Source organism: Streptomyces sp. NBC_00775 (assembly GCF_036347135.1).
GTDB lineage: Bacteria > Actinomycetota > Actinomycetes > Streptomycetales > Streptomycetaceae > Streptomyces > Streptomyces lutosisoli.
Map to the genome: position 1 here is coordinate 6,477,916 of NZ_CP108938.1, position 16,072 is coordinate 6,493,987.

Consider the following 16,072-nt stretch of genomic DNA (forward strand, 5'->3'; position numbering starts at 1 on the left):
GCGCATGTCGTCTCTCGACCAGGCCCGTGCGCTCCTCGCCGAGTTCCCCGTCGTCGACGGCCACAACGACCTCCCCTGGGCGCTGCGCCAGCAGGTCGGCTACGACCTCGGCGCCCGCGACATCGCCACCGACCAGAGCGCGCACCTGCACACGGACCTGGCCCGCCTGCGCGCGGGCGGGGTCGGCGCCCAGTACTGGTCGGTGTACGTCCGCTCGGACCTGCCCGGCGCGGTCACCGCGACGCTCGAACAGATCGACTGCGTACGGCAGTTGATCGACCGCTACCCGTCGGACCTGCGCGCCGCGCTGACGGCGGCCGACATGGAGGCGGCGCGGGCGGAGGGCCGTATCGCCTCGCTCATGGGCGCGGAGGGCGGCCACTCCATCGACAACTCCCTCGCCGCGCTGCGGGGGTTGTACGCCCTGGGCGTCCGCTACATGACCCTCACCCACAACGACAACATCGCGTGGGCGGACTCGGCGACGGACGTCCCCGCCGTGGGCGGCCTGACGGCCTTCGGCCGTGAGGTCGTACGGGAGATGAACCGCGAGGGCATGCTCGTGGACCTCTCGCACGTCGCGGCGACGACCATGCGGGACGCGCTCGACACGACCAGTGCGCCGGTGATCTTCTCGCACTCCTCCGCGCGCGCGGTCTGCGACCACCCGCGCAACATCCCGGACGACGTCCTGGAGCGGCTGCCCGCCAACGGGGGAGTGGCGATGGTGACGTTCGTGCCGAAGTTCGTCCTCCAGGCGGCGGTCGACTGGACGGCCGCGGCCGACGACAACATGCGGGCGAACGGCTTCCACCACCTCGACACCACCCCCGAGGGCATGAAGGTCCACCGCGTCTTCGAGGAGTCCCACCCGCGCCCCGTCGCCACGGTCTCGACGGTCGCCGACCACCTCGACCACATGCGCGAGGTCGCCGGCATCGACCACCTCGGCGTCGGCGGCGACTACGACGGCACGGCGTTCACCCCGGACGGCCTGGACGACGTCTCCGGCTACCCGAACCTCATCGCCGAGCTGTACGGCCGCGGCTGGTCGAAGGCCGACCTCGCCAAGCTGACCTGGCAGAACGCGGTACGGGTGCTGGGCGCGGCCGAGGACGTGGCCCGCGACCTCCAGGCGCGGCGTGCCCCGTCCAACGCGACGCTGGAGCAGCTGGACGGCTGACATCCCCGCTGGTGGGTGGGGCGTACCCGTGCGACGTACCCGGGGGTGCACCCGTGGGACGTACCCCCGAACGCCCCACCCACCAGGAAGCCCCCCGGGCTCCGTGCCACGGTGACGGTACTGCGATCGATCACCGTCCACCCCACGGAGTCCCGTCATGGCAGAACTGCAGGACGAACTGAAAACCACCGCGGAGGTGGGAGAGCTCGACCAGCCCGCTGCCGTCTGGCCGGAGGCCGAACAGCTTTCCCCCGGGCTCCCCGAGCTCCCCGAGCTCCCCAAGCCCTCTGAGCTCCCCAGGTCCCCCGAGCTCCCTGAGAGCGCCGAGCCCGACGCCGCTGCCGACCCGCTGGAGCGGGCCCACGCCTTCCTCGCCGGCCACCCCGTCGCCGACGGCTACAGCGGTCTGCCCTGGGCGTTGCGCCATCTGCCCTGGTTCGACCTGGAGCTGGGCGAGAGCGCTGTGGACACGGACGTCCCCCGGATGAGGGAAGGCCATGTGGGCGCGCTGTTCTGGTCGTTGCACCTGCCCGAGGGCCTCGCCGGGGACCGGGCCGTCGGCGCGACCCTGGAGCAGCTGGACCTCGTGACGACGGTGGTCCAGGCGCACCCCGAGGGCCTGCGTATGACGCGCAGCGCCTCCGCGGTCACCGACGCCCGCAACTGCGGCCGTGTCGCCGTCGTGCTCGGCCCCGCCGGAGCGTCCGCGCTCGGCGACTCGCTCGGCATTCTGCGCGGCCTGCACGCGCTCGGCCTGCGCGTCCTGACCCTCGCGGGCGCCTCCTGGGCGAGCGAGGCGGGCCTGACCCGGTTCGGTGAGGAGGTGCTGCGCGAGATGAACCGCCTCGGCGTGCTCGCCGACCTCTCCGGCACCTCGGAAGCCACCATCAGCCGCGCCTTCGTCGCCTCCAAGGCCCCGGTCCTCTTCACCCGCTCCGCGGCCCGCGCGCTGCGCCCCCACCCGGCCAACCTCCCCGACGACGTCCTCGTCGAACTGGGCGCGGCCAAGGGCCTGTGCCTCGTCCCGCTCACGGCCGAGCAGACGGGCCCGTCCGTACGGGACGTCGCCGATCACCTCGACCACGTCCGCGCCCTCGCCGGGCCGGAGTGCGTCGGCCTCTCGGGGACGTACGACTCCGGAGCCGCCCACCCGCAGGACCTCGCCGACGCGTCCTGCTACCCGAACCTGATCGCCGAGCTCTTCTCCCGCGGCTGGTCCGAGACCGACCTCGCCCTGCTCACCTGGGGCAATGTCCAACGGGTCCTGCGCAGCGCGGACTTCACGGCCCGCGCCGCCCAGCAGCGCCGCGCACCGTCATCGGCGAAGATCGCGGAACTCGACGGCTGACACCCGTCTTTCACGGGTGCTCGATCCACCCGTCTCTCAGGGGTGCTCGATCCGGCAGCGGCAGGACGGATGCCCCGCCGGATCGGCGTACACCTGGAAGTCCCAGCAGGATCAGCAGGCGCACAGACAGAACGGATGCCCCGCCGGGTCGGTGTACACACGCCAGGACCGCGACCGGTCCCCGGCGTCCAGCGGCTTCGCGCCGAGCGCCAGCACGCCCTTCTCCGCCGCGTCCAGGTCGTCGACGGTCAGGTCCAGATGGAACTGCTGCGAGTCGTCGGGCGCGGGCCACTTCGGCGGTACGTGACCGGGCGCGGCCTGGAACGCCAGCGGCTGACCGCCGGGCACGTCGAGGTCGACCCAGTCGCCCTCGCCCTGGACCGTGCCGCCCAGCACCTCGGCGTAGAACCCGGCGAGCGCACCCGGGTCGGGACAGTCCAGGACGACGACACCCAGCTTGGCGAGAGCCATGACTCCTCCTAGGGAAGATGGGTTACCTGTAGAACCCTGTAAGGGGTAACGGTTACTGCATGCTCCCGCACAAGAGGTAACGTCGCAACCATGAATGACCGCGCGCCCGCACCCGGCGGCCTGGCCCTGATCCAGTCCCTGGTGAACACCCTCGACCTCGGATCGGGCGCCGACTCCCTGGACACGGCCGAGGGGCTGGCCCGCTTCGGCCTGGCGCAGGGCGAGGCGGAGGCGGCACGCGAGCTGCGCGAGTCGCTGCGCGTGGTCTGCCTGGCGCACGCGGGCCACCCGGCGCACCGGACCGTCGTCCCCCTCGGTGAGCTGCTGGCCCGGGCACCCCTGCACATCACGGTCGACGAACGCGACGGCGGCGCGGGGTTCGCCCTCGCCGGCTCCGCACCCCTCGCCTCCCGCGTCGCGGTGGCGATCGCCGAGTCCCTAGTCGACGGCACCTGGCCGCGCCTGAAGGCCTGCGAGGCTCCTGACTGCCACGGGGCGTACTACGACCGCTCCCCGGCGGGCAGGGGCCGCTGGTGCTCGATGTCGGTGTGCGGGGCGCGCGCGAAGATGCGCCGATACCGCGCCAAGTAGCGTTCGGGCGCGGGGAGTCGGGCGGACACCACTCGATGCACAGCAGCGTGGTGCAGAATGCAACAGACGCCGGTCCGGCCGACTGAGCCTCGGCCGGACCGGCGTCGTCCTGAAAGTCTCAGGTGACCGTCCGGACCGGCGTCGTCCTGAAAGTCCTGGGCGATCGGCCGGACCGGCGTCGTCCTGAAAGTCCTAGGCGGTCGGCCGCCCCATCGCCCGGTACGTCCACCCGGCCCGGCGCCACACCTCGGGGTCGAGGGCGTTGCGCCCGTCGAGCACCACCCGGGCCGTGACCGCCTCGCCGAGCGCCGCCGGGTCCAGCTCACGGAACTCACGCCACTCCGTCAGATGCAGTACGACGTCGGCGCCGCGCACGGCCTCGACGGCGGAGTCGGCGTACCCGAGCGTCGGGAAGAGTCGCTTGGCGTTCGCCATGCCCTTCGGGTCGTAGACGGTGACCTGGCCGCCCTGGAGGTGGATCTGCCCGGCGACGTTCAGCGCGGGCGAGTCCCGGACGTCGTCCGAGTCGGGCTTGAAGGTCGCGCCGAGTACGGCGACCCGCTTGCCGAGGAAGGACCCGCCCCCCAGCGCCTCCCGGGCCATCTCCACCATCTGGCCGCGCTGGCGCATGTTGATGGAGTCGATCTCGCGCAGGAAGGTGAGCGCCTGGTCGGCACCGAGCTCACCGGCACGGGCCATGAAGGCGCGGATGTCCTTGGGCAGACAGCCACCGCCGAAGCCGATCCCGGCCCGCAGGAACTTCTTCCCGATCCGCTCGTCGTGCCCGATGGCCTCGGCCAGCTTGGCGACATCGCCGCCGGCGGCCTCGCAGACCTCGGCCATCGCGTTGATGAAGGAGATCTTGGTGGCGAGGAAGGAGTTCGCGGAGGTCTTCACCAGTTCGGCGGTCGGGAAGTCGGTCACCACGAACGGCGAGCCCGCGGCGACCGGCGTTGTGTACACCTCGCGCAGCAGTTTCTCCGCCCGCTCGCTGCGCACACCCACCACGATCCGGTCGGGGTGCAGCGTGTCGTTCACGGCGAAGCCCTCGCGCAGGAACTCCGGGTTCCAGGCGAGCTCGGCGTCCTCACCGGCGGGCGCGAGTTCGGCGAGCCGCGCGGCCAGCCGCTCCGCGGAGCCGACGGGCACGGTGGACTTGCCGACGACGAGGGCGGCCCCGCGCAGATGCGGCGCGAGCGATTCGAAGGCGGCATCGACGTACGACATGTCGGCCGCGTACTCACCGTGCTTCTGCGGCGTGTTCACACAGACGAAGTGGACGTCGCCGAATTCCCCGACCTCGGCCCAGTCCATGGTGAACCGGAGCCGCCCGGTGGACCCCTCGATCCCCGCGACATGCTTGCGCAGCAGCTCCTCGAGCCCGGGCTCGTACATCGGTACTTCGCCCCGCCGCAGCATGTCGATCTTCTCTTCCACGACATCCAGCCCGAGGACCTCGAAACCGAGCTCGGCCATGGCCGCGGCGTGCGTGGCGCCGAGGTAGCCGGTGCCGATCACGGTGATCTTGAGGGCCATGGATGCTCCTGGGGTATACGGCAGAGGTGCGCTGCCCGAGCATAGTCGGGGCGTGCGGGGCCCCCTCATGGGGCAGATCTCCCCTTGTTTTCCCTCTGTCGCCAAGCTCACGTATCACTCCCGTGGGCGGGCCCCTAAAATTTGGGTTACTTAACGGTAGTTAGCGCCACCATCACAGCATCCTTGGAGCGTGAGAGACCTTGGCCGGATCGGCTGATTTCGACCTGTACCGCCCGTCCGAGGAGCACGACATGCTCCGGGACGCGATCCGCTCGCTGGCCGAGGCGAAAATCGCGCCGTACGCCGCAGCGGTGGACGAGGAAGCCCGTTTCCCCCAGGAGGCCCTGGACGCGCTGGTCACCTCCGACCTGCACGCGGTGCACGTACCCGAGGAGTACGGCGGCGCGGGCGCCGACGCGCTGGCCACGGTCATCGTGATCGAAGAGGTGGCGCGGGTCTGCGCGTCCTCCTCCCTGATCCCGGCGGTGAACAAGCTGGGCTCGCTCCCGGTCATCCTGTCCGGCTCCGAGGCCCTGAAGAAGAAGTACATGACCCCGCTCGCCAAGGGCGACGGCATGTTCTCGTACTGCCTCTCCGAGCCGGACGCGGGTTCGGACGCGGCGGGCATGAAGACGAAGGCGGTCCGCGACGGCGACTTCTACGTCCTCAACGGCGTGAAGCGCTGGATCACCAACGCCGGCGAGTCCGAGTACTACACGGTGATGGCGGTCACGGACCCCACCAAGCGCTCCAAGGGCATCTCGGCCTTCGTGGTCGAGAAGTCGGACGAGGGTGTCTCCTTCGGCGCCCCGGAGAAGAAGCTCGGCATCAAGGGCAGCCCGACGCGCGAGGTCTACCTCGACAACGTCCGCATCCCGGCCGACCGCATGATCGGCGACGAAGGCACCGGCTTCGCCACCGCCATGAAGACCCTGGACCACACCCGCATCACGATCGCGGCCCAGGCCCTCGGCATCGCCCAGGGAGCCCTCGACTACGCCAAGGGATACGTCCAGGAGCGCAAGCAGTTCGGCAAGCCGATCGCCGACTTCCAGGGCATCCAGTTCATGCTCGCCGACATGGCCATGAAGATCGAGGCCGCCCGCCAGCTCACGTACGCGGCCGCGGCCAAGTCGCAGCGCGGCGACGCGGACCTCACCTTCCAGGGCGCGGCGGCCAAGTGCTTCGCCTCGGACGTCGCCATGGAGGTCACGACGGACGCGGTCCAGCTGCTGGGCGGCTACGGCTACACCCGTGACTACCCGGTCGAGCGCATGATGCGCGACGCCAAGATCACGCAGATCTATGAGGGCACGAACCAGGTCCAGCGCATCGTCATGGCCCGCAACCTGCCGTAACCGCGATTCCGGCAGCAGGCTCAGGTGAGAGGCACCCGAAAGGGTGCCTCTCTTCTTTTGCGCGCGGCGAAATGAGGGGCGGTCACCATCTGGGCCGCGGCGACCGGCTGGGATCCCGCACCCCGCGGCTGACGTGCGCGGTCACAGGCCGCCGGCCAGCGCCCGCCGCAGGTCCTCCGGTTCGCGGTAGTGGACCGCTCGCATGCCGAGCCCGGCCGCCGCCTCCACGTTCTCGATGGTGTCGTCCACGAAGAGGCACCGCTCGGCGGGGACCCCGGCCCGTTCGACGGCGATCTCGAAGATGCGCCGGTCGGGCTTGGCGATCCCGACGCGCGCGCTGCTGACGACGTCGTCGGCGAGGTCCGTCAGCCCCAGCACCTCCAGGTCCTCCTCCAGCTGGACGCTGGCGTTGGAGACGAGGACCAGGCGGAGCCCCTGGGTGCGGGCCCCGCGCAGCAGGGCCACGACCGTCCCGTCGGCCCGGAAGGGGGAGCGGGCGAGCGCCGTGCCGAGTTCCCGGGCCGTCACCTGGGACACGAGCCCGGTCAGGCCGCGCGCGACCGACTCCGCCCACTCATCCGGCGTGATGCGGCCGACCAGCAGCGGCAGTACCGTCTCCGGCGCGAACGCCACCTTCATGACGGTGCCCGCGGCCAGTCCGGCGGCTTGTTCCAGCGCGGACACGGGGGCCGGGTCGTAGATCCGGATCACATTGTCGACGTCACAGAGCACCGCGTCGAAGGGCGGTCTACCGGACGGCGGTTCCGGGGGCAGGGGGATCGTCATGGGGAACACCCTGACATCCGCCCCCGGCGGGCCACCGGCCAGGGCGCGGTTGCCCGCCCCCGCCCCTGACTCCGCCCTGACCCCGACTCGACCCCGACGCGTCGGCCCGTACGTACCGATCGGCGTATTGGCACCCCACCCCCCAGGGAGATTATGGAAGCTTTTGTCCCTTCGGTGGTGAGGCATTCGTAGCGGATTGTTCACGTCTGCCCGATGGCGCGGGACGGTCGGCAGGCGTACGACGGAAGGGCACCCCGGGCCCGACCCGGGCCCCACCACCACGAGGAGGAGCCATGCAGCAGCACGGAACCATGAACGCCATGACCAAGGAGATGCAGGACTGCGTCGAGGCGTGCATGTCCTGCCACACCGTGTGCGAGGAGACCATGAGCTCGTGCATGCAGATGGGCGGACAGGCCCAGATGCAGATCATGCGCGCACTCATGGACTGCTCCGAGATGACCCGCATGTGTGCCGACATGATGATGCGCAGGTCGCCCATGTCGGCCGAGATGTGCGTCCTGTGCGCCAAGGCGTGCGACATGTGCGCCGAGGCGTGTATGTCCATGCCGGACGATCCCCAGATGATGCGCTGCGCCGAGTCCTGTCGCCGCTGCGCGGAGATGTGCCGCACGATGGCGGGCGCACGGATGTGACACCTGCCTGACCGGCTTCAAGGACACCCTCCCGGGTGTCCTTGATCCGTTGTAGGGCAGGGTGGAGCCGTGACCGACCCCGCCGCCCCGCCGCCCCTGCCCTACTTCCCGTACCACCCCGACCCGTTGGCCACGGGCTCGCTGGTGCCGTCGCGGACGCGCTGCGCGTGCTGTGGGCAGCCACGCGGTTACGTGTACGCGGGACCGGTGTACGCCGTCGCCGGCCTCAGCCATGCGCTGTGCCCGTGGTGCCTCGCGGACGGCAGCGCCGCCGCGCGCTACGAGGCGCAGTTCACCGAGGTGGACGGCCGCGTGCCGGCGGATGTCGTGCGCACCGTCGAGCAGCGCACCCCGGGCTTCGGTGGCTGGCAGCAGGAGCGGTGGCTGACTCACTGCGAGGACGCTGCCGTCTTCCTCGGCCGTGCCGGGATCCGCGAACTGACGCCGCACCCGGACGCACTGGAGGCCCTGGCCGCGGACTTCGGTGAGGAGTTCCTGTCCGTTCTGGACGCCGACGGCCAGCCCACGGCCTACCTCTTCCGCTGCCGTCACTGTGCACGGCACCTGGCCTACGCGGACTTCACATGAGGCGCCCGGCGGAGACCTTCGACGCCATTGAGCGGACCATGTGGGACGGGCGGGCAGAGGCCTACGCGGCAAGCTTCGCGCGGCTGTGTGCGTACCCGGTGGGGGCGCTGCTCGACGCGGCGGAGGTGACGGCGGGGACGTACCTCCTCGATGCCGGCACCGGGACGGGGACGGCGGCCATGGCGGCGCGGCGGCGCGGGGCGCGCGTCCGTGCTGTGGACGCCGACGCGGGGATGGTGGCGGCCGCGCGTGCCGCCGGTGTCGATGCCCGCCTCGCCGCCCTGCCGGAACTTCCCTTCGCCGACGGTGAGTTCGATGCCGTCGTCGCCAACTTCGTCCTCAACCATGTCGGCCGCCCGCGCGCCGCGCTCGCCGAACTGCGCCGCGTACTGCGCCCCGGCAGCCGCCTTGTGCTGACTCTGTGGAGCGCCCGGCGCGGCGCCGGGCAGGACCTGCTCGTGCGGGCCTGCGAGGCGGGCGGGGCCGTACCGCCGGCCGGTCTGCCCCGGCGCGACCCGGCCGAGGACTTCGCCCGGACGCCGGAAGGGCTCGCGGAGCTGCTGGAGGAAGCCGCGTTCACCGCGGTGGAATCCACCGAACTGGAGTGGGACCACCGCGCCACCGTCGAGGAGTGGTGGGGCGGCGCCGCGGCCGGCGTCGCCACCATCGGCCTCGTCGTCACCTCGCAGGAACCGGAGACGGTCGTACGGATCAGGCAGGAGTACGAGCGGTTGAGCGGCGAGTTCGCGGATGGGGGAGGGCGGCTGGCCCTCCCCCATGTCGCGCTGCTCGCCCACGCGCGGGCGTAGGCGCGGGCCGCCCAGGTGGCGGTGACGGCGTCAGTTGCCGCTCACCGTCACCTTCTCGTCGTTCTGCAACTCGTTCACCAGCGTCTTCACCTTGGCCTTGTCCCAGACGAGGTTGCCGCCCGTGGAGCCGGAGACCGGCATGTTCATGGACGTGCCGTCGCCGCCGGTCACGCCCTTCATCGCCCAGAACATGTCGGCCAGGTCCCACAGGCTCATGTCCTTGTCGACGGTGAGCGAGTCCAGGCCCGCACCCATCGTCGGGTACAGCTTGAAGGGGTTCAGGATCGTGCCCGGCGTCGCGACCTGGTGCGCCAGGGCCGCCAGGAACTTCTGCTGGTTCTTCGTGCGCTGGAGGTCCGACGCCGCGAAGGCGTGCCGCGTGCGGACGAAGGCGAGGGCCTGCTCGCCGTTGAGGGTCTGCTTGCCCTTCTTGAAGTCCGCGCCCGAGTACTTGTCCTTGAAGCCCTGGTCGAGGTTCATCTCCACGCCACCGACCGCGTCGACGATGCTCGCGAAGCCGGCGAAGCCGATCTCCACGTAGTGGTCTATGTGCAGACCGGTGTTGGCCTCGATGGTGCGGACCAGCAGCGTCGGCCCGTCCTCCGCGTACGCCGCGTTCAGCTTCACCTGGCGGCCCGTGCCCTGGAAGGTCTTGCCGGACGTGGATCCCTTGTACGTGGGAATCGTCACGTTCGAGTCGCGGGGCAGCGAGATGAGGGTCGAGCCGTTGTCGCCGGTGTGCAGGATCATCATCGAGTCCGTGCGCTTGCCCTCGGCGGACCCGGTGTGCAGCTTCTTCTTCTCCGCGGCGGACATGCCGGCGCGGCTGTCGGAACCGACGATCAGATAGTTCGTGCCCTCGCCCGCGTCGGGCCGGTCGATGACCGTCGAGAGATCCACGTCACGGTGGAGCTTGGAGTCCGCCCAGAAGTACGTGCTCACGGACACCACGACCAGCAGCGTGACCAGCGTGATCGCGGTCCACTTGATCCGGCGCCGCCAGTTCGGCGCGGGGCGCGGGCCGCGCGAGCCGCCACCGCCGGGGCCCTGCGGACCGCCGGGCCCGTTCGGGGACCCGTACACCTGGCCCGTGTTGTAGCCGGAGTCGTACTGGTCGTCGTACCCCTGCCCGTCGTACGTCGGCTGCTGGGGCACCCCGCCGTACGACGGCGGCGCGGCCGGGCCGCCCGGAGCGGGCGCCGCCGGACCACGCCGGACCTGCCGCATGACGCGGGCGCCCTCAGGCTGTGCGCCTGCGCTGCCGCGTCCGTAGCGGTTGCCGCCGTTGCCGCCGTTGCTGCGGTTGTCTCCGGACCACCCGTCGGGCCAATCGTTCATGCCGACCAGTGTGCAGGGCACCACTGTGCGCCTTACAAGAGAGTGGGGAGATCTGGGTCACGCCTGTTGCAGAGCTGATGCAAAGCAGCCCTTGCGAGCCCCGGCATAGGGTGGATGGCATGACAGACCAGGCGCCCACCCCGGAATCCGATATTCCGGGCAAGCCGACTTCCGCGTCCCGGACCACCCTCAGCCACATCATGACCCACAACGACACCAACCTTCTCGGCACGGTGCACGGCGGAGTCATCATGAAGCTCGTCGACGACGCGGCGGGTGCGGTGGCCGGGCGGCACTCCGGCGGGCCCGCCGTCACCGCCTCCATGGACGAGATGGCCTTCCTGGAACCCGTCCGCGTAGGCGACCTCGTCCATGTGAAGGCTCAGGTCAACTGGACCGGACGTACCTCGATGGAGGTCGGCGTCCGCGTCCTCGCCGAGCGTTGGAACGAGGCCGCGCCGGCCCAGCAGGTCGGCTCGGCCTACCTCGTCTTCGCCGCCGTCGACGCCGACGGCAAGCCCCGCCGCGTCCCCCCGGTGCTCCCGGAGACCGACCGCGACGAGCGCCGCTGCCAGGAGGCCCAGATCCGCCGCACCCACCGCCTGGCCCGCCGCCGCGCGATCATGGAACTGCGCGAGAAGCGCGCGGCGGAAGGCCTCGACGACTAGCGACGCCCGTCAGGGAGACGACCGGCGACGGCTGTCAGGGACGACGGCTGTCAGGGATACGGAGACCAGGGCGCCGCGGATTGGTGTCCGGACAAGCCGGGCTGCCCGAACGAGCCAGGCCTACGGACACATCACCTGATCCCCCGTCACCACCCCGAACTCCCCCTGATACGGATCCTCCGCCCGCACCCGCCTGACCTCCTTGAAGTCCGCCCCGGCGGTCACCTTCAGCACCGGCCCCTGCCCCTGGACCGCGCGCAGCTCGGCGCCGGGCAGCGCGGTCGCGAGGGACTGCGCCGAGCGGTCCCAGCCGGGGTCGTACGAGACGACGGTGCGCCGCAGAGTCCGGTCCACCGCGCTGGTGGGCCGGTGCGTCGTACGGAACCCGGTGGCGGCGAGCGCGCTGTCGACCCGCTTGCCGAGGCCCGCCGTGGCCGTCCCGTTCTCCACCTGGACCTGGATCTGCTGCGGGGCCACGTCGACGCGCAGGGCCCTGGGCCCTGCCTTGTGCACCGCGAGCGGTTTGTCGTCGCGCAGCGCCTGGAAGAGCTTCTGCGACTTCGCCGGGTCCCACTTCAGCGTCGAACCGATGCCCTTCACGGCGAATCCCATCTGCCCGATCGGCACGGTCGTGAACTCCGACGAGGAGGGGGAGAAGTTCCGCATCGCCCGGCCCAGGTCCAGCAGCTCGTCCGTGCCGAAGCCCTTGTCGGCCCGCACCGAGCCGAGCACCGCCCGCGTCACGTCGCGGAACCTCATCGGGTTCATCAGCACCCCGGACGAGGTCGCCTGCGAGACCAGCGCCGCCAGGAACCGCTGCTGGCGCTGCATCCGGCCGAGGTCGGAGGACCCGTCGGCGTGCCGCGAGCGGACGTACTGCAAGGCCTCCCCGCCGTTCAGATCGTGCGTCCCCGCCGCCAGATCGAGTCCGGTGTACGAGTCCTTCAGCGGCTGCGCGGTGCAGATCCGCACGCCGCCGAGGACGTCCACCGTCTTCATGAAGCTGGTGAAGTCGACCTCCAGATAGTGGTCGATCTTGACGTGGGTCATGTTCTCGACGGTCCGCACGGTCAGGTTCGGGCCGCCCTCCGCGTACGCCGCGTTGAGCTTGACCGGGTGGGGGCCGTGCCGCTCGCCGGTGGTCTCGTCGATGTGCGCGGGCGTGTCGGCGTACGAGTCACGCGGCAGGCTGACGATGCTGGCCCGCCCCCGGTCCTCCGAGATGTGCACGATCATGATCGTGTCGGTGCAGTGGCAGGGCGCGCCGCCCAGCCGGTACTTCAACCGCTCCGTCTCCGTGATCTTGTCCCGGCCGTCGGTGCCGACGAGCAGCACGTTCATGCCGTGGCCGGCCCGGGGGCGGTTCTTCATGTCCTTGAACGGGTCGACCCGGGCGATGTCCGCGTCCAGGCTGGTGACCACCGCGTGCCCGATGCCCGCCGAGGCGAGGACCACCACGGAGAGGGTGGTCACCACCCGCATGGCCCAGCGCGGCTTCTTGCGCCGCACGGGCGGCTGCACAGGTGGCCGCCGGGAGCGGGACGGCTGCGGGTGGCGCTGGGGGCGGACGGGGGAGCGGGGCGGCGTGGACAAGGGGGACACCTCCGCGAGGCTGGACGGGGGATGCGTTCCGCGAGGACGCGGGAGGGATGCGTACCGCGAGGCTGGGCGTGGGGATCCGTGAGCACGGTAGGCCCATACGATCTGCGGCCCGGGCCTTAGGCCGGGCGGCGCGCGCCCGTGTCCCCCATTCGCGGTAACGTGACGTCCGATGAGCGAGAAGTCTGACGTGCGGCCCCCCGCCGTTTCTGTGATCATGCCCGTCCTCGACGAGGAGCGGCATCTGCGCGGGGCCGTCCAAGCGATCCTGGCGCAGGAGTACGACGGCGAGATGGAGGTGGTGATCGCCATCGGTCCGTCCTCGGACCGTACGGAGGAGATCGCCGCCGAGCTCGTACGCGAAGACCCGCGCGTCCACACCGTCCCGAACCCGACCGGTCGCACCCCGGCCGCGCTGAACGCGGCGATCAAGGCGTCCCGGCACCCCATCGTCGTACGCGTCGACGGGCACGGCATGCTCTCGCCGAACTACATCGCGACCGCCGTACGCCTCCTGGAGGAGACCGGCGCGCAGAACGTCGGCGGCATCATGCACGCCGAGGGCGAGAACGACTGGGAGCACGCGGTCGCCGCCGCGATGACCTCGAAGATCGGTGTCGGGAACGCCGCCTTCCACACGGGTGGCGAGGCCGCTCCCGCCGACACCGTCTACCTCGGTGTCTTCCGGCGCGAGGCGCTGGAGCAGCAGGGCGGCTACAACGAGGAGTTCATCCGCGCCCAGGACTGGGAGCTGAACTTCCGGATCCGGGAAGCGGGCGGCCTCATCTGGTTCTCGCCCGAGCTGCGGGTGTCGTACCGGCCGCGGCCGAGCGTGCGCGCCCTTGCCAAGCAGTACAAGGACTACGGGCGCTGGCGGCACGTCGTCGCCCGCTATCACGAGGGTTCCATCAACCTGCGCTACCTCGCCCCGCCGACCGCCGTGTGCGCGATCGCGGCGGGAGTCGTCGTGGGCGCCGCGCTGACCCCCTGGGGCTTCCTCGTCCCCGGCGGCTACCTCGCGGCCATCGCGCTCGGCTCGCTGCCCGCGGGCAAGGGGCTGCCGCTGAAGGCGCGCCTCCAGATTCCCGTCGCCCTCGCGACCATGCACATGTCGTGGGGCTTCGGCTTCCTCACCAGCCCGAAGGCGCTGGCCAAGAAGGTCATCGCGTCGCGGCGGCCGGCGGTGCTCAGCGGTTCCAACTGAGCTCCTGCATATACGAGTTGAGCTCCTGTACAGACGAGTGGGGCCCCTCCCGGTTTCGAGAGGGGCCCCACTCGTCTGTACGTGCCGCCGGCTAGGACCAGATGTAGTCCGGGTCGACGTGCATGCACGCCTTGGTGTCCGTGCCCTTGTCCAGCTTCGCGGACGCCGGCGTCTTGTCGTCGTCCTCCGGCGCCGTGTACGTGGTGCCCGACCGCCAGTCGGCGCCGACGACCAGGGTGACCCCGGAGACGTCCGTCGACTTCTTCACCGCGCTGAACGGGATGCCGAGGGACTTGGCGACCCGCTGGGCGTCACCCTCCAGGTCGGCGCTCGGATAGCGGATGACCGTCGTGGCCTCGGTGGTCGCCGTCGTCGTGTCGGCCTTGGCCTCGGTGAAGCCCTTGCCGACGAGCAGCTCGGTCACCGCGCTCGCGCGCCCGCTGACCGGGGCCAGCGTCGAGGTCCGGGTGCCGTTCTGCACCTGCACCGCGATCGCGTCGTCCGCCGCGGCCGGGTCGGACGAGGCCTTGTCCTTGGTGGTCTTCTTCTTGTCCTTGCCGTCCAGCGCGATGTCCTCGCGCAGCAGACGCCAGACCTTCGCCGCGTCGGTCGGCTTGGGCACCACCCGGCCGCTGGTGGGCGACAAGTACTGCCACGGCATCGTCGTCATGCTGATGCGCTTGGTGGGGACCTTCTTCAGTTCCTTGCTCAGGTCGTACAGCTTCGTCACGGTGCCGAGGGCGTCGTCCACGGTGAGCGAGGTGGTGGCCGTCTCCGCGAGCTTGCGCAGCTTGCCCGGGTTGCCGAGCGTGGCGTTCTCCCGCAGCTGGCGCACCATCGAGTTCATGTACTGGTGCTGGGCCTTGGTCCGGGCTATGTCCGTGTCGTCCTCGAAGCCGTAGCGCGTGCGCAGCCACTGGAGGGCCTGCTTGCCCTTGATGGACGTGGTGCCCTTCTCCAGCTTCAGGCCGGAGCCGTGGCCGGTGGAGGTGTGCGAGTAGATGTTGGCGTCCACGCAGACCGGGACACCGCCGATGGCGTCCGCCATCGACACCACACCCGAGAAGTCGACCATCATGAAGTGGTCGATGTGGATGTCGGTCAGCTTCTCCCAGGTGGCGACCGTGCAGCCGGGGCCGCCGCGGCCCAGCGAGTCGTTCGTCATCACGTTCGTCTCGGCCGCGTAGACCTTGCCGGTGTCCGGGTCCGTGCACTTGGGGATGTCCACCAGCGTGTCGCGCGGCATGCTCACCACCGACATGTTGGAGCGGTCCGCCGACACGTGCAGCAGCATCTGGACGTCCGCGCGGGCCGGTGTGCCGAAGGTGTCCTTGGCGCCGCCGAGCTTCTGGTTCTCCGTGGAGTCCCGGGCGTCCGAACCGATCAGCAGGATGTTCAGCGGGGTCTGGCCCGCCGCGTTCGCCTTCGACTTGGCGGCCCGGTCCTTCGGGTCGCCGATGTTCAGGTCCTTCTTTTTGATGTTCGCGTTCAGGTGCTGGTAGTAGAGATAGCCGGCACCGGCGGTGCCAAGTATCAGGACCGCCAGGACGATCGCGGACCAGCGCAGGATGCGACGTCTGCGACGCGGGCGCCCCCCGCCCCCGCGCCGACGGCCGCCACCGCCGCCGTGCCGCCCGTGGCCCTGCGGCTTCAGCGGCATCGTGTCGTCGGCCGCCGCACGGACTCCGTTGCCGTCGGCCGTCCGAGCCCCATGGCCGTCGGCCGTCCGTACCGAACCGTCGTCCACCCGGTGAACGGGATCACCGTTCTCGTCGTACAGACTGTCGTCCCAGCCGTGCGCACCGGCTCCGCCGGACCCGCCGGCGTGCCGGACGCGTGGTCGTGCTCCCTCCCCACGCACACCGCTTTGAGCCATCTCTCCGCCCTCCCCACCCTGCGCCTGACAAACGGGTCCGTCACGCGCCCTGCCGGACGCT

15 protein-coding genes are annotated in these 16,072 nt (G+C 70.8%); 9 read left to right on the forward strand and 6 right to left on the reverse strand.

Annotated features, from left to right (window positions below):
• Positions 1-4: 4 nt before the first annotated feature.
• Entirely contained in the window at positions 5-1,183 is a 1,179-nt protein-coding gene (locus tag OIC96_RS28885; RefSeq protein WP_330305049.1) for a dipeptidase, read from the forward strand.
• A 157-nt stretch (positions 1,184-1,340) separates the two neighbouring features.
• Positions 1,341-2,531 (forward strand): dipeptidase, encoded by a 1,191-nt coding sequence (locus tag OIC96_RS28890; protein ID WP_330305048.1) that lies wholly within the window; start codon positions 1,341-1,343, stop codon positions 2,529-2,531.
• 111 nt (positions 2,532-2,642) lie between these two features.
• Here OIC96_RS28890 and OIC96_RS28895 read toward each other — a convergent pair whose 3' ends face one another.
• Positions 2,643-3,002, reverse strand: a complete 360-nt coding sequence (locus OIC96_RS28895; RefSeq protein ID WP_330305047.1) for a VOC family protein — start codon at positions 3,000-3,002, stop codon at positions 2,643-2,645.
• A 90-nt stretch (positions 3,003-3,092) separates the two neighbouring features.
• Here OIC96_RS28895 and OIC96_RS28900 point away from each other — a divergent pair, with 90 nt between their 5' ends.
• Positions 3,093-3,593: a CGNR zinc finger domain-containing protein gene (locus OIC96_RS28900; RefSeq protein ID WP_330305046.1), complete on the forward strand. Its 501-nt coding sequence runs from the start codon at positions 3,093-3,095 to the stop codon at positions 3,591-3,593.
• 192 nt (positions 3,594-3,785) lie between these two features.
• Here the strand turns inward: OIC96_RS28900 and OIC96_RS28905 are convergent, their stop codons facing one another.
• Positions 3,786-5,129: a UDP-glucose dehydrogenase family protein gene (locus OIC96_RS28905; protein ID WP_330305045.1), complete on the reverse strand. Its 1,344-nt coding sequence runs from the start codon at positions 5,127-5,129 to the stop codon at positions 3,786-3,788.
• Positions 5,130-5,329: 200 nt separating this feature from the next.
• Here OIC96_RS28905 and OIC96_RS28910 point away from each other — a divergent pair, with 200 nt between their 5' ends.
• Positions 5,330-6,487, forward strand: a complete 1,158-nt coding sequence (locus tag OIC96_RS28910) for an acyl-CoA dehydrogenase (RefSeq protein WP_330305044.1) — start codon at positions 5,330-5,332, stop codon at positions 6,485-6,487.
• A gap of 141 nt (positions 6,488-6,628) precedes the next feature.
• Here OIC96_RS28910 and OIC96_RS28915 read toward each other — a convergent pair whose 3' ends face one another.
• A complete protein-coding gene (locus tag OIC96_RS28915; RefSeq protein ID WP_330305043.1) occupies positions 6,629-7,273 on the reverse strand; it encodes an HAD family hydrolase in 645 nt (214 codons plus the stop codon).
• 293 nt (positions 7,274-7,566) lie between these two features.
• On the opposite strand from OIC96_RS28915, the gene OIC96_RS28920 reads away from it, so the two are divergent.
• The 3 genes from OIC96_RS28920 to OIC96_RS28930 all read left to right on the forward strand — a co-directional run bounded on the left by OIC96_RS28920 (position 7,567) and on the right by OIC96_RS28930 (position 9,326).
• Positions 7,567-7,929, forward strand: a complete 363-nt coding sequence (locus tag OIC96_RS28920; protein WP_330305042.1) for a four-helix bundle copper-binding protein — start codon at positions 7,567-7,569, stop codon at positions 7,927-7,929.
• A 69-nt stretch (positions 7,930-7,998) separates the two neighbouring features.
• On the forward strand, positions 7,999-8,517 hold the full coding sequence (locus tag OIC96_RS28925) for a CbrC family protein (RefSeq protein WP_330305041.1): 519 nt from the start codon (positions 7,999-8,001) through the stop codon (positions 8,515-8,517).
• Positions 8,514-9,326, forward strand: coding sequence for a class I SAM-dependent methyltransferase (locus OIC96_RS28930; RefSeq protein WP_330305040.1), 813 nt, complete (start codon positions 8,514-8,516; stop codon positions 9,324-9,326). The genes OIC96_RS28925 and OIC96_RS28930 overlap by 4 nt, the downstream gene beginning before the upstream one ends.
• Positions 9,327-9,356: 30 nt before the next feature.
• Here OIC96_RS28930 and OIC96_RS28935 read toward each other — a convergent pair whose 3' ends face one another.
• Entirely contained in the window at positions 9,357-10,664 is a 1,308-nt protein-coding gene (locus tag OIC96_RS28935; protein ID WP_330305039.1) for an LCP family protein, read from the reverse strand.
• Between the two features lie 119 nt (positions 10,665-10,783).
• On the opposite strand from OIC96_RS28935, the gene OIC96_RS28940 reads away from it, so the two are divergent.
• Positions 10,784-11,332, forward strand: coding sequence for an acyl-CoA thioesterase (locus OIC96_RS28940; protein ID WP_330305038.1), 549 nt, complete (start codon positions 10,784-10,786; stop codon positions 11,330-11,332).
• Positions 11,333-11,452: 120 nt separating this feature from the next.
• Here the strand turns inward: OIC96_RS28940 and OIC96_RS28945 are convergent, their stop codons facing one another.
• Entirely contained in the window at positions 11,453-12,925 is a 1,473-nt protein-coding gene (locus OIC96_RS28945) for an LCP family protein (RefSeq protein WP_443058383.1), read from the reverse strand.
• Positions 12,926-13,103: 178 nt separating this feature from the next.
• Here OIC96_RS28945 and OIC96_RS28950 point away from each other — a divergent pair, with 178 nt between their 5' ends.
• The gene (locus OIC96_RS28950) at positions 13,104-14,135 is read left to right on the forward strand and encodes a glycosyltransferase family 2 protein (RefSeq protein ID WP_330305037.1); all 1,032 of its coding nucleotides are present in this window, start codon (positions 13,104-13,106) and stop codon (positions 14,133-14,135) included.
• A 91-nt stretch (positions 14,136-14,226) separates the two neighbouring features.
• Here OIC96_RS28950 and OIC96_RS28955 read toward each other — a convergent pair whose 3' ends face one another.
• Positions 14,227-16,011 carry an LCP family protein gene (locus OIC96_RS28955; protein ID WP_330305036.1) on the reverse strand — a complete coding sequence of 595 codons (1,785 nt, stop codon included), beginning with the start codon at positions 16,009-16,011 and terminating at the stop codon, positions 14,227-14,229.
• Positions 16,012-16,072: the final 61 nt, after the last annotated feature.